Source organism: Marivita sp. GX14005 (genome assembly GCF_023370775.1).
Taxonomy (GTDB): domain Bacteria; phylum Pseudomonadota; class Alphaproteobacteria; order Rhodobacterales; family Rhodobacteraceae; genus Marivita.
Window position 1 is genome coordinate 127,123 of record NZ_JAMCCQ010000001.1, and the last position, 13,673, is coordinate 140,795.

Annotated in this window: 13 protein-coding genes; 7 read left to right on the forward strand and 6 right to left on the reverse strand. The window is 63.6% G+C overall.

Going from position 1 to position 13,673, the window contains the following annotated elements; genetic code table 11:
• Positions 1-47 precede the first annotated feature (47 nt).
• The gene (choW, locus tag M3465_RS00665; protein ID WP_249499776.1) at positions 48-884 is read left to right on the forward strand and encodes a choline ABC transporter permease subunit; all 837 of its coding nucleotides are present in this window, start codon (positions 48-50) and stop codon (positions 882-884) included.
• The gene (choV, locus tag M3465_RS00670; protein WP_249499777.1) at positions 881-1,921 is read left to right on the forward strand and encodes a choline ABC transporter ATP-binding protein; all 1,041 of its coding nucleotides are present in this window, start codon (positions 881-883) and stop codon (positions 1,919-1,921) included. Before choW ends, choV begins: the two co-directional genes overlap by 4 nt.
• On the opposite strand, the gene M3465_RS00675 is transcribed toward choV, so the two are convergent.
• Positions 1,882-2,565 (reverse strand): DUF1045 domain-containing protein, encoded by a 684-nt coding sequence (locus tag M3465_RS00675; RefSeq protein ID WP_249499778.1) that lies wholly within the window; start codon positions 2,563-2,565, stop codon positions 1,882-1,884. The genes choV and M3465_RS00675 overlap by 40 nt on opposite strands.
• 112 nt (positions 2,566-2,677) lie before the next feature.
• On the opposite strand from M3465_RS00675, the gene M3465_RS00680 reads away from it, so the two are divergent.
• Positions 2,678-3,118: a protein tyrosine phosphatase family protein gene (locus M3465_RS00680; protein WP_249499779.1), complete on the forward strand. Its 441-nt coding sequence runs from the start codon at positions 2,678-2,680 to the stop codon at positions 3,116-3,118.
• Positions 3,119-3,176: 58 nt separating this feature from the next.
• Here M3465_RS00680 and M3465_RS00685 read toward each other — a convergent pair whose 3' ends face one another.
• The 5 genes from M3465_RS00685 to M3465_RS00705 all read right to left on the reverse strand — a co-directional run bounded on the left by M3465_RS00685 (position 3,177) and on the right by M3465_RS00705 (position 9,023).
• Complete coding sequence (locus M3465_RS00685; protein WP_249499780.1) at positions 3,177-4,193, reverse strand: FliM/FliN family flagellar motor switch protein; 1,017 nt, start codon at positions 4,191-4,193, stop codon at positions 3,177-3,179.
• Positions 4,194-4,280: 87 nt separating this feature from the next.
• Positions 4,281-6,968, reverse strand: coding sequence for a sensor histidine kinase (locus M3465_RS00690; RefSeq protein WP_249499781.1), 2,688 nt, complete (start codon positions 6,966-6,968; stop codon positions 4,281-4,283).
• Entirely contained in the window at positions 6,965-7,246 is a 282-nt protein-coding gene (locus tag M3465_RS00695) for a hypothetical protein (protein WP_249499782.1), read from the reverse strand. The genes M3465_RS00690 and M3465_RS00695 overlap by 4 nt, the downstream gene beginning before the upstream one ends.
• Positions 7,243-7,611, reverse strand: coding sequence for a response regulator transcription factor (locus tag M3465_RS00700; protein WP_249499783.1), 369 nt, complete (start codon positions 7,609-7,611; stop codon positions 7,243-7,245). The genes M3465_RS00695 and M3465_RS00700 overlap by 4 nt, the downstream gene beginning before the upstream one ends.
• Before the next feature lie 89 nt (positions 7,612-7,700).
• Positions 7,701-9,023, reverse strand: a complete 1,323-nt coding sequence (locus tag M3465_RS00705; protein ID WP_249499784.1) for a helix-turn-helix domain-containing protein — start codon at positions 9,021-9,023, stop codon at positions 7,701-7,703.
• 208 nt (positions 9,024-9,231) lie between these two features.
• Here M3465_RS00705 and M3465_RS00710 point away from each other — a divergent pair, with 208 nt between their 5' ends.
• The 4 genes from M3465_RS00710 (at position 9,232) to M3465_RS00725 (ending at position 13,659) form a co-directional block, all read left to right on the forward strand.
• A complete protein-coding gene (locus tag M3465_RS00710; protein WP_249499785.1) occupies positions 9,232-10,575 on the forward strand; it encodes a substrate-binding protein in 1,344 nt (447 codons plus the stop codon).
• 71 nt (positions 10,576-10,646) lie between these two features.
• Positions 10,647-11,678: a branched-chain amino acid ABC transporter permease gene (locus tag M3465_RS00715; protein WP_249499786.1), complete on the forward strand. Its 1,032-nt coding sequence runs from the start codon at positions 10,647-10,649 to the stop codon at positions 11,676-11,678.
• Between the two features lie 4 nt (positions 11,679-11,682).
• A complete protein-coding gene (locus M3465_RS00720; RefSeq protein WP_249499787.1) occupies positions 11,683-12,891 on the forward strand; it encodes a branched-chain amino acid ABC transporter permease in 1,209 nt (402 codons plus the stop codon).
• 12 nt (positions 12,892-12,903) lie between these two features.
• Positions 12,904-13,659: an ABC transporter ATP-binding protein gene (locus tag M3465_RS00725; protein WP_249499788.1), complete on the forward strand. Its 756-nt coding sequence runs from the start codon at positions 12,904-12,906 to the stop codon at positions 13,657-13,659.
• Positions 13,660-13,673 lie beyond the last annotated feature (14 nt).

The window sequence follows — 13,673 nt, forward strand, 5'->3', positions numbered from 1 at the left end:
GCGAGGCCAAGGCTTCGCGCCGATCCGGCGGATGACGGGGGCGTGGCATGGACTGGCTGACCGATAACAAGATCCCGGTGGGAAAAATCGCCGGGGACGGGTTCGAATGGCTCGAACGCAACGGGGCCTTCTTTTTCGATGCGGTCTCCGACGGGCTCGATGCGATGATCGAGGCGCTGCTCTGGCTGTTACAAACGCCCAATCCTCTGATCGTCGTGGCGCTATTCGTCGCGCTCTCATGGGCGCTTCAGCGCAGCTGGAAGGTCAGCCTTTTCGTCGCTCTGGGGCTGCTGTTCATCATCAATCAGGGCTATTGGGAAGAAACCACGGAAAGCCTGACGCTGGTGCTGTCGGCCTGCGTCGTCTGCATGGGGATCGGTGTGCCGATCGGCATCGCCGTGGCGCATCGGCCTCGCCTCTATGCGTGGATGCGCCCGGTGCTCGACCTGATGCAGACGCTGCCGACCTTCGTCTACCTGATCCCGGCCATCGTCTTTTTCGGCATCGGCATGGTGCCGGGGCTGATCGCGACGGTGATCTTCGTGTTGCCGGCGCCGATCCGGCTGACCCATCTCGGCGTCAGTTCTACCCCCCTGCCGCTGATCGAGGCGGCACAGGCCTTCGGCGCAACCCGGCGGCAGCTTTTGTGGAAGGTAGAGTTGCCCTCGGCCTTGCCGCAGATCATGACGGGCCTCAACCAGACGATCATGCTGTCGCTTTCGATGGTGGTGATCGCGGCCCTTGTCGGGGCGGACGGGCTGGGCGTGCCCGTGGTGCGCGCGCTCAACCAGGTGAACACCGCACGCGGGTTCGAAAGCGGGTTCGTCATCGTCGTCGTGGCCATCATCCTCGACCGGATGTTGCGGATGGAGCGCCGCAAATGAGCGATATCCGCGTTGCGTTCGATCATGTTTCGATTGTTTTCGGCGACAAGCCGCAAAGCGCCCTGACCCTGATGGATGCGGGCCGGAGCCGGAGCGAGATCCAGGCCGAAACCAACCAGGTGCTGGGCGTGCACGATTGCACGCTCGACGTGGCGGAGGGCGAGATTCTCGTGCTCATGGGCCTTTCCGGTTCGGGCAAGTCCACGCTTTTGCGCGCTGTCAACGGGCTCAACCCCGTCGCGCGGGGCAGCGTGCGGGTTCACGACGGGCAGGGAATGGTCGATGTCACCCATGCCGATGCCGCGACCTTGCGGCGGATCCGCCTGCGCCATGTCGCGATGGTGTTCCAGCAATTCGGCCTTCTGCCCTGGCGCAGCGTCCGCGAGAATGTGGGGCTTGGGCTGGAGCTTGGCGGTGTGCCAAAGGCCGAACGGGCGAAGCGCGTCGCCGCGCAGCTCGAGCTTGTCGGCCTGTCCGAATGGGCCGATCACAAGGTCGCCGAGCTTTCGGGCGGCATGCAGCAGCGTGTCGGGCTGGCGCGGGCGTTTGCCACGGATGCGCCGATCCTGCTCATGGACGAGCCCTTCTCGGCGCTCGATCCGCTGATCCGGACGAAGCTGCAGGACGATTTGCTGGATCTTCAGGCGAAGCTGAAACGGACAATCATCTTCGTCAGCCACGATCTCGACGAAGCGTTCAAGATCGGCAACCGCATCGCCATCATGGAAGGCGGCCGGATCGTGCAAAGCGGAACCCCGCAGGAGATTTTCCGCAATCCGTCAAGCGATTACGTAGCCGAATTCGTGCATCACATGAATCCTCTCGGCGTGCTGCGCGCGCGTGATGTCATGCGCGACGGCACTGGCGGCGGCGACACTGTAGACGCAGATGCCACCATGCACGAAGTCATGGCGCGGCTCTCGGCAAGCTCCGGTGACCTGTCCGTGATCGAAAACGGTACCCCCATCGGCGTGATCGGCAAGGACGACGTGCTGACTCACCTCGCCGATCCTTCCGGGCGGTCCGCGAGCGCGTAGCGCGCGATCTCGTGGAAGTAGCCGCCTGTGTCCTCCCCCATCAGAGAGATATGCGAAAGCCGGTAACCAAGTCTCTCGGGCGGCAGGCAAAGCGCCGCTTGAGCCGCTGCACGATCCGCCTTCGGCAGGCGATCCGTGAGCGTGAGATGGAAGCGGAACGCGTCCATCACATGCGGATAGCCCCAACGGTTTACATTGGCCTGCAATTCCGGCGGCAAATCGCGCGCGGCGTATTTTTCGGCCTCGGCGGGCGATAACGCAGCGCGACACGGCTCCAGCGCCCGGACGCACTGGGCGGCCAGATCGCGGATCGCGTTCGTCGGTTGCACAGGCACAAGCGCCAGAAAGCGCCCGAGCCATCGCGGTTCGAGATCGCCGATCGTGGCCGGCCTGAGTGTCTGCGACAGTGCCTCGGAAAGGGCTGCGGCTTGCGCAAGGGTCGCTCCGTCTGCCAGCCGGAACGGTGCCTTGAGCGTGGCATGAAACCCGTAGCGCCGCGCGCGGCTCGTCCAGTGATCGGGGGTCGCACTTTCGCGGACTGTCCCGGACCGTGCGTCCCACCCAAGCCAATCTGCCCCAAAATTGCCCAGTGGTCCATCCGGGACGTGGTAAAGGGCGATGCGCTGGAACACGGGATCGGGCATATAACCAGCTAGTCCGGGCAAAGCCGAAAAGGCAATCCGTTTTCGATACCGGCTGAGGTCCGAAACGGCCCCGCCGCTGGACAGCGCCGCGGGGGCGAAGTAGGACACCGGCATGGATATTCGAAAGATCAGCAGCCGCTACAGCGTTTCGCCTCAAATCGAAGCCGGCGATGCCGCCGCGATCAAGGCCGCCGGGTTCACCACCGTCATCTGTAACCGGCCCGATGCCGAAGTGCCCCCCGCGCAGCAGGCGGATGCCATCCGCAGCGCCGTCGAGGCCGCAGGCCTGCACTTCGAGCTTTTGCCGATCACCCATCAGACGATGACGCCGGACCGGATCTTGCAGCAATCCGGGATCATAGCCGAGTCCGATGGCCCGGTGCTGGCCTATTGCGCCTCCGGCACGCGCTCCACCGTGATCTGGGCCTTGGGCCGTGCGGGCGAAATGCCGACCGATGACATCCTGCACCAGGCGAAAAGCGCCGGCTACGATCTGTCGGGCTTGCGCCCGACCATCGAGGCCATTGCCAAGGCGACAGCGACGGAAAAATAGCCGCCGCGCTGCCCCTGTCCCGGCGAAAAGGCGTCGACGGTGGCTGAATTGTCTTGCTCTAGCTTCCATCCGGCTGCGTCCTGGCAAGCTCACCGGGGCTTGTTTCGAAAGACGTATCGATCGTGAGATCCGCCGTTTTCAGTGGCGCCGCGTCAGTGCCGCTCGTCTGCGGGAGCGCGGGGCTTTCGGGCGGTTGGGCGGCCACAGGCGGATGCAGCGGACTTTCCTGCCCGCCGATGCGCACCGCGCGAAAGCCGTTCATCTGCCCCATCTTGCCGCGCGCGGCGACATGCCCGCCATCCACAACCAGCATCGTCGAGGCGAGTGCTGCGCCCGAGATCGGCAGGAGATCGCCGGGCTTGAGCGCCTGCGCCTTTTCCAGCGGTATATGAATACGCGTCAGAACAGCTTGCATCCGGGCGGGAACGAGGCGCAGTTCCGCCGCGTGTTTTCCTTCCCTTGGCTGCCCGCTCTTGGCCGAAGATGGCTTGTCCGGCTCGGGGAAGAGGAACGTCGCGTGACCGCGGCGCGTGTCCTGAGCCAGTGATACGTCGTATCCCAAGACCCGATACGTGGCGGCATCGAGCGCGAGACCGGCGGTCTGGCGATCCTCGGCGAAGGCGGCGAAGGCAAAGCTTTGGAGATGCGCCAAATCCGGTTGACCGGCCAGCATGGAGGCGAAGCGTGGCAAGGCCGCCTCGATCAAGGGAGCCATCATCGCCCCATCCGTCGGGGTAAAGCGGCGATCATCGAGCGGCATACGCGTGACCTTGCCAAGGGTCTGCACCTCGATCAGGCCGGTCACGATCTCCCGGCTGAGCGCGACAAGTCCGCAAGGGCGATCCTCCGCCGCGATCACGATGAGCAGATTATCGGAAGACAGCGCCTCGACCGCGCGTTCCGGCGAGGCAGGGACATCGCTTTGCACCGTCGCGGTGCAGCCGAGCCCCCACAGCGCGTCGGCGGCGATGGACAGGCTGCGCCCGAGCGCGCGCGGCACTGCCATGGCGCCGATATCGTGCGCCTTGCGCTGCGCCCGCGCCTTTCGTTCCAGAACCGATTCCGCCTCCGACATGGCTTGCAAGCTGCCCTTCTAACCGCCTATTTCTGCTTATGGGGGCAAATCGTTACCAATGGCTTAGCGAATATAGCATTTGGCGGATTATTGCGCCGCCATCGCCCTGGGCCCGGGCAAAACCACGCGGAACGTCGCGCCCTCCCCGCCCGGAACCAGATCGACGCTGCCGCCCAGCCGCGCCATCACCTGCCGGCAAATCGCAAGGCCAAGGCCTGCACCGCCGGCCTTCTGATCGCTCACGCGGGCGAATTTCTCGAAGATCATATCGGCCGCTTCGGGCGATATGCCGCTGCCATTGTCCTGAAAATCGATGATGACAGCGCTGTTCTCGCGGCTCACGCGGATGGTCAGCCCTGGATCGGGCGCATCGCAATATTTACGCGCATTCGAGATGAGATTGATGAAGACCTGCGCAAGGCGGTCGAGATCGGTATGCAGCAGGATCGTCTCGTCCTCCGGCACGCGGTCGATCCGGAAGCGCGCGCCGTCCTCGCCGATGGCCGCCGACGCGACCGCACGGTCGAGCACATCGCCGAGCATGCCTTCGCGCAGATTGAGATTGACCTGACCGTTCTCGACGACGCTGAGATCGAGCAGATCGTCCAGAAGCCGGGTGAGCCGCTGCGCCTCGTCATGGATGATCGAGGCATAGCGCGACTGGTCCGCGCTTTGCAGCCCGTCGGTATCGCGCAGGATTTCGGAAAACGCGCGGATCGAGGTCATGGGCGTGCGCAACTCGTGGCTGATCTGGCTGAGGAAGGCGTCCTTCTGGATCGACAGACGGGTCAGTTTCTGGTTCGCGTTGCGAAGCTCCAGCGCGGTCCGGCTGAGCTCCTCCGACTTCTCCTTGAGCCGCGCCGAATATTCGAGCATCTGCGCCGTTTCGTCGGCCACGGCCATCAGATCCTCGACCGAAACGGCCATGCCGCCGGTGATCTGCCCAACCATCGCATGGGCCGTCGCCGCCCCGACGGAACTCGACAACTCGCGCTCCAGCACTTCGAGGAAATCCGGGCTTGGATAGGGCAGATCGCCCTTCGCCCCTTGAAGGCGCGCGTGGCGCGAGAAGAGTGCGCGGGCTTCTTCCGCGCCGAGGATGCGCTGGGCCATGACCATCAGATCCTCGGCCTGCCCCACCCCGCCGGTCCAGCTTCGGGTGCTGGCGGAATGATCGAAGATATTGACGAATTGCGCCGCCTGCAGACGTTCGAGCGGCGACGGAAAGGTCAGCAGCGAGACCGCGACGAAGCCGGCGACGTTGAAGGTCATGCTCCAGAGCAGCGCGTGCATCAGCCTGTCGAGCCCGGAAATGCCGAACAGCGCATCCGGCTTGAGCCAGTCCACCCCGAACGGCCCAAATTCGATCACCGACACCGGCAGGATCGATCCCGCGCCGAAGCTGGGCAGGTAGAGCGTGTAGAGCCAGGTGGCGAACCCCGCCGTCAGACCGGCAAAGGCGCCCGCGCGGGTCGCTCCACGCCAGAAGATACCGCCGAGCATTGCCGGAAGCACCTGCGCCAGCCCGCAGAAGGATACCAGCCCGATGGCCGCCAGCGCCTCGCCGCCGCTGGAGGCGCGGTAATAGAGATAGCCCAGCATCACGACGGCCACGATGGAAACGCGCCGCGCCATCAGGACCGCATGGCGCACATCGCCTGACACGCTCGCGCCGCGCGTGCTGAGCCGCAGCCAGATCGGCATGACGATATGGTTCGACACCATGGTCGACAGCGCGATCGCGGCGACGATCACCATCGAGGTCGCTGAACTGAACCCGCCGAGGAAGGACAGCATGGCAAGGCTGTCCTGCCCGAAATGCAGCGGGATGGTCAGGACGAACAGATCGGGATTGGCATCCTCCGGCAACAGGTCCAGCCCGGCAACAGCGATGGGCACGACGAAAAGGCTCATCAGCCCGAGATAGAGCGGAAAGGCCCAGCTTGCGGTGCGCAGATGGCCTTCGTTGCTGTTCTCCACCACCAGCACCTGAAAGGTGCGCGGCAGGCACAGGAACGCGGCAGCGGAGAGAAAGATCAGTCCGGTCCATCGGCTGCGGTCGATCTGCCAGCCGCCGAACTCCGACGCATCGATCCGCGCCAGCGCCTCTGACGCGCCGCCGGAGATACCCCAGACGACGAAGATCCCCACCGACATCAGCGCCACCAGCTTGACCACCGCTTCAACGGCAATGGCCATGACAACCCCGTCATGGCGTTCCTTGGCATCGAGGTTCCGCGTGCCGAAAAGCACGGTGAAAACCGCCAGTCCGATGGACAGATACAGCGCCAGCGTCCCGTTCTGCGCATCCGGTGCCGTGGACGCCTCGGGCACGAAAACCGAGAACGACAATGTCACCGATTGCAGTTGCAGCGCGATATAGGGCGTTGTGCCGATTACCGCGAGCAGCGTGACCCCGGCAGCCAGCAGGTTCGACTTGCCGTAGCGCGAGGAGATGAGATCGGCGATGGATGTGATACGCTGCGTCCGGCCGATGCGGATCAGCTTGCGCAGGAGCCACCACCAGCTGACCATCACCAGCGTCGGGCCGAGATAGATCGTCAGATATTCGAAACCCGTTCGAGCCGCCGATCCGACCGCGCCGTAGAAGGTCCAGGCGGTGCAGTAGATCGACAGCGACAGCGTGTAGATGAGCGGCGAGCGCAGCCACGGCTTGTGACCCTGCATCGCCATCCGGTCGGCGGCGAAGGCCACGGCGAAGAGGAACAGCACATAACACGCGCAGACCGCGACGAGGATGTTGAACGTCGTCATGGCGGCGCGTCCTCGTCCCGCTCTGGCCCGCTGCCAAGACGGCGCGACAGAACGAGGTTGCACAGGATCACCAGCGCCCAGACGGTGAAGATATAGACGAGCGCGGTTGCGCTGCGCAGTCCGGTGCCTTCGGTCTGCGGCCAGATCAGTGGCAACAGCCACAGGAAAAGGACGGCGACCGGAGCGATGCGCGCGGCATCGATGAGGCGGCGGCGGCGATAGGTGCGCTTTTCGTGAAAGACGGGCGGCGGTCCGGGCCTGTCCGCCGGGCCGGTCATTTCGAGGCCAGGGATCTCACGGTTTCGAGCATGTCGGCATTCGAGAAGGGCTTGCTCATGAACGCATCGCATCCGGCGCGCTCCGCGATCTCGCGGTCCTTCACCTGACCGCGCGCGGTGAGCATCAGAACCGGCAGTTTCCGCGTTGCCGGATCGGCGCGCAATTCGCGCAGGATGTCATAGCCGCTCTTGCCGGGCAGCATCGCATCGAGAATGAGCACATCAGGTTTGCGATCCAGAACGGCGCTGACGGCATCGGCACCGTTCGAATGGGTTTTGACGACCCACCCATCGCGCGACAGGATGAAGCTGATCGCCTCGATGATGTTCGGCTCGTCCTCGACCAGCAAGACCTGTTTGTTCATGCACACCCTCCCCTGGTGCCGTTACCGGGCGGAGTGTTCTTCGCGCCTCCTGCCTCGCGATTCAACTAAACCCTGACAGAGCCGGAGTGTCAAAACCTGTGCGTATTCGATGCGATCAGAATGGAGGGCTCGCGCCGGGCTTCGCAACCGGGATGCGGACAGATGCGGCAGGTCAACCCCACCGGGCGCACCGCCTCCTGCGTGTCCGCGCCGCGTTCCGGCACGATCAGCATATGGCTTTCGAAAAGCGCATCCTGGCCCAGCCGCGCGGGCTGGACGGGTTGCGAGACGGCGATCGCCCTGTGCCGCGCGCCGGTGCGCGAGGATTGCTGCACCAGTTCGAACAGCACCATCATCGGACGCGTCAGCGCGCGATACAGCGGCCAGAGCGCGCAACCTGCACCGAGCCGGGGCAGCGGGAATTCCGGCAGCGGCTTGCGATAGGTCGTCACGCCCGATCCATCGCAGATCGCCAGCCCGACCGGCGCGTCCAGCATATCGTCGGGCAAATGCGCCAGCCGCCGCATCGCGCGCGCGACATCGACGTCCAGCCGCAGGGCGAGCGCCAGCGGATCGCTTCCGGTCTGGGCAATCGCCTCGGCGCATTGGCCCAGCGGCATCGCGCGCGCGTCGTCGGCATAGCGCACCAGCGCGCGCTGCAAGAGCCAGCGCGCCGACTGCGACAGGCCCGCGCCAAGCTCCTCCATGGCCGCGTCGACCGATGCGCCTGGACCTTCCAGCGCCGGCAAATGGAACCCGGCGCGCAGCAGCACGGCATCCACCTCGTCCTGCGGTGCATTGGTCTCGGTCGCATCGGAATCGGCCTTTTCGAGATATTGCGCCAATGTGCGACTGCTATCGGCCAGACGCGCGCTGTCCTCGTAGATGTTGCGGTTGAAGCGGCGCTGCCATTCCGGCTCGATCTGGCCCGGCTCCGCAAGAATGGAGGCCGCCGAGCGGATCGCCGTCACCGTCGAGAGCATCTCGTGCAGCGATGCGGCCAGGTGCGGGTCATGCGTCAGGCGGTCCGTCAGCGCCTCGACGCTGCGTTGGAGCGATTCCACTCGGCGCCTGTTGTCGGCAAGAAGCCGGGCCCAGCCGGGAAAGCGGCCGGCGAACTCCTCGATCCGCGAAAGCTCACTTTCCGGCAGATCGCCATCGGTCGCGGCCTCGCGCAGATTGGCCAGCAGCGCGGTCTCCGCCCCTTCGGTGAGCGTGACCGGCTCGACCTGTAGTGCCTGCGCCAGATCGATCAGCAGCTTTCCGCCGATTCTGCGGCGATTATGTTCGATCAGGTTGAGATAGGATGGCGAGATATTTGCCCGGCGCGCAAGCTCGGATTGTTTGAGGCCGGCCACGATCCGCTTTTCACGGATGCGACTGCCGGTCAGAGTATCGCGCGAGGTCGGCATTTTTCCGGTTCTTTCAACTGCTTTCTGCGGCGCAGTAGAAAGTAATTTACAAATTTCTGCAATGCAGTGTTCATTTTTTGACAGAAAAATCCTGCGGCCTAAAGCAGTTATTGCCATGTTTTCAATGCATAGCGGATAATCGCTTAGCACATAAGTGCCGAACCGCGGCAAGGGAGAGCCGCGCGTTCACATTCATTGGGAGGATAATATGACCAAAGGGAACCTGACACGTCGCGGCGTGCTCAAGACCGGCGCTGTTGCCGGCGCCGGGCTGACGCTGCCGACCTATCTGCGCGCGCAGGACAGCGGTTTCACCAACGCACCCACCGGATCGACGGTGACGCTCGGCTTCAATGTGCCGCAATCCGGCCCCTATGCCGAAGAGGGTGCCGACGAGCTGCGCGCCTATGAGCTGGCCGTCGAGCATCTGAACGGCGAAGGCGATGGCGGGATGATGAACACCTTCTCGTCAAAGGCGCTCAAGGGCAACGGCATTCTCGGCAAGAAGGTCGAATACGTCACCGGCGACACTCAAACCAAATCGGATGCAGCCCGCGCATCGGCGAAGTCGATGATCGAAAAGGACGGCGCGGTGATGATCACCGGCGGCTCTTCCTCGGGCGTCGCGGTTGCGGTGCAAGCCCTTTGCCAGGAAGCCGGCGTGATTTTCATGGCCGGCCTGACCCATTCGAACGACACCACCGGCAAGGACAAGAAGGCCAACGGCTTCCGCCATTTCTTCAACTCCTACATGTCCGGCGCGGCGCTCGCGCCGGTGCTGGCCGCCAATTACGGCAAGGACCGGAAGGCCTATCACCTGACAGCCGATTACAACTGGGGTTACACGACCGAAGAGGCGGTGAAATCCTCTACCGAAGCGATGGGCTGGGAAACCGTCGGCACCGTCCTGACACCGCTGACGCAGACCGATTTCTCGTCCTACATTACGCCGGTCCTGCAATCGGACGCCGATGTGCTGGTGCTGAACCATTACGGCGGCAACATGGTCAATTCGCTGACCAACGCAGTGCAGTTCGGCCTCCGCGACCGGATGGTCAACGGCAAGCAGTTCGAAATCGTCGTGCCGCTCTATTCACGCCTGATGGCCAAGGGCGCGGGCGAGAACGTCAAGGGGATCTTCGGCTCCACCAACTGGCATTGGTCGCTGCAGGATGAAGGCTCGCAGGCCTTCGTCAAATCCTTCGGCACGAAATACGGCTTCCCGCCGTCTCAGGCGGCGCATACCTGCTACGTCCAGGCGCTGCTCTATGCCGATGCGGTGGAGCGGGCCGGTTCGTTCGCGCCCTGCGCGGTGGTCGAGGCGCTCGAAGGGTTCGAGTTCGACGGAATGGGCAATGGTCCCACGCTCTACCGGGCCGAGGATCACCAGTGCTTCAAGGACGTGCTTGTCGTGAAGGGGAAAGAGAACCCGGAATCCGAGTTCGACCTTCTGGAAATCGTCGAGGTCACGCCGGTCGATCAGGTCAAATACGCTCCCGATCACCCGCAATTCGCGGGCGGTGCGCTCGGCACCTGCAACAACGGCGCGTGAACGTGTCTCCGGGCGGGCATCATGCCTGCCCGGACCGCCGTTTGCACTGAATTGCCACAAGGGACGGGGCGATGGACGCGATAATCCTGCAAATTCTCAACGGGCTCGACAAGGGCTCGGCCTATGCGCTGATCGCGCTTGGCCTGACACTCATCTTCGGCACGCTCGGCGTGGTGAATTTCGCGCATGGCGCGCTTTTCATGATCGGGGCGTTCTGCGCCGTCACCCTGTCGCGCCTGCTGAGCCTGAGCCATCAGGTCGCGGTGCCCGGCGAGGTCGACTTCCTCGGCAATCCCAAGATGCGCGAGGTGCCTTACGCCTACGACATCTTCGGCGAGAATCTCGGCGCGACGATCATCGACTGGGCGGTGCCGCTTTCGATCCTCTTCGCCATCCCGGTGATGATCGGCATAGGTGTCATCATGGAGCGCGGGTTGATCAAGCACTTCTACAAGCGCCCCCATGCCGATCAGATCCTCGTGACGTTCGGTCTCGCCATCGTCCTGCAGGAGATCATCAAGTTCTACTACGGTGCCAACCCGATCCCGACCCCTGCCCCTTCGGCTTTTGTCGGATCGTTCGATTTCGGCGCGCTGATCGGCTTCGATCCGGGCACGATCATCTATCCCTATTGGCGGCTCGTCTATTTCGCCTTCGCAGTGGTGATCATCGGCGCGGTCTTCGCCTTTTTGCAATTCACCACCTTCGGCATGGTCGTGCGCGCCGGCATGGCGGATCGCGAAACCGTCGGGCTTCTGGGCATCAATATCGACAAGCGGTTCACCATCATGTTCGGCCTCGCCGCCGCGGTCGCCGGGCTTGCGGGGGTGATGTATACGCCGATCAATTCACCGAATTACCACATGGGCATGGATTTTCTGGTGCTCAGCTTCGTGGTCGTCGTCGTCGGCGGTATGGGATCGCTGCCCGGCGCGGTGCTTGCGGGGTTCCTGCTCGGCATTCTCGAAAGCTTCGCCTCGATGCGCGAGGTCATCGCCATCGTTCCCGGCATCAACCAGGTCGTGATCTACCTTGTTGCCATCATCATTCTATTGACGCGTCCGCGCGGCCTGATGGGCCGCAAGGGCGTGATGGAGGACTGATCCGATGTTCGGATTGAACCGGAAGGACGCGACCCTGTTGGCCATCGTCGCGGCGCTCATCGTCTTCGCGCCATTCATTCTCAACCCGTTTCCGGCGGAGTCCGGCTGGGCGCAGTTCAACGCGGGCTACCCCGACCTGATGCAGCGCTTCGTGATCTTCGGCATCTTCGCCATCGGCTTCAACATCCTCTTCGGCCTCACCGGCTATCTGAGCTTCGGACATGCCGCCTTTCTCGGCGTCGGCTCCTATGCGGCGGTGTGGATGTTCAAGCTGCTGAGCATGAACGTGATCCCGGCGATCATTCTGGCGGTGATCACGGCGGGTCTTTTCGCCCTTGTCATCGGCTATGTCAGCCTGCGCCGGTCGGGAATCTATTTCTCGATCCTCACGCTGGCCTTCGCGCAGATGTCCTTCGCGCTGGCCTATTCGGTGCTCACCCCGATCACCGGGGGCGAGACGGGGCTGCAACTCGCGCTTGACGATCCGCGTATTCTCGACGCGGCGGCGGCGGGCGGCAACATCCCGGTGCCGAGCCTTTTCGGCATGGAGATGCGCGACAGTGTGGACCTGACCTTCGGCGCCTGGGTCTTTACATTCAACTTCGGCTATTACTTCTGCGGGCTGGTGATGCTGATCGCCTTCTACCTGTCGATCCGCATCTTCCGTTCGCCCTTCGGCATGATGCTGCGGGCGGTCAAATCGAACCAGCAGCGGCTGAACTATACCGGCCTGAACCCCCGTCCCTACACGCTGGCAGCCTTCGTGATCTCGGGCATGTATGCCGGGCTCGCGGGCGGGCTGATGGCCTCGATGGATCCGCTGGCGGGTGCGGAGCGGATGTTCTGGACGGCCTCCGGCGAAGTGGTGCTGATGACCATTCTCGGCGGCGTCGGCACGCTGATCGGGCCGGTTCTCGGCGCGGGCATGATCAAATATATGGAGAACATCATCTCCAAGATCAATTCCGATATCCTGCACACCTGGTTCGCCTTCCTGCCCGACGGGCTGGAGGATGTTGTTGTCGGGCTGATCTATCCGTTCATCGGCAAGGGCTGGCACCTGACGCTCGGGATCGTGTTCATGCTGGTGGTGATCTTCCTGCCCGGCGGGCTGGTGCAGGGCGGCCAGAAGATCGCGGCGGTGTTCCGGCGGCGCAGCGCCAATGCTGGCGGTGCCGAGGCCGAAGCGGCCAAGCAAAACCCCGCAGAATAAGGAAACGTCGCGATGGGTATTCTCGAAGTCAAGAATGTGAACAAGCGGTTCGGCGGGCTGCAGGCGCTTGGTGATGTCAATCTCAGCGTGGCGGAGAACAGCTGCCACGCGATTATCGGCCCGAATGGCGCGGGCAAATCGACCCTGCTCAACTGCCTCGTGGGCAAGCTCATACCCGATACCGGATCGGTCCTGTTCAAGGGCGAGTCGGTGCTGGGACGCACGCCTTTCGAAATCAATCAGATGGGCATTTCCCGCGTGTTCCAGACGCCCGAGATCTTCGGCGATCTGACGGTGATCGAGAACATGATGATCCCCTGCTTCGCACGGCGCGACGGTGTCTTCGCGCTTCACGGTATCCGGTCGGTCGCCAGCGAGGGCGAGCTGCGCGATCAGGCCGAGCAGATGCTGGAGGATGTCAACATGCTCGACAAGCGGAACATGCATTCCGCCTCCATGTCGCGCGGCGATAAGCGGCGGCTGGAAATGGCGATGTGCCTGGTGCAGAAGCCGCAGCTTCTGCTTCTCGACGAGCCGACCGCCGGCATGGCGCGGGCCGATACGAACAACACGATCGACCTGCTGAAAGAGATCAAGGACAAGCGCAACATCACCATCGCGATCATCGAGCATGACATGCATGTCGTGTTCTCCCTTGCCGAACGGATCACCGTGCTGGCGCAGGGCACGCCGCTGGTCGAGGACACGCCGGAAAACATCAAGGGCCATCCGAAGGTCAAGGAAGCCTATCTCGGCGAAGCCGCCTGATCCGCGAAAGGACG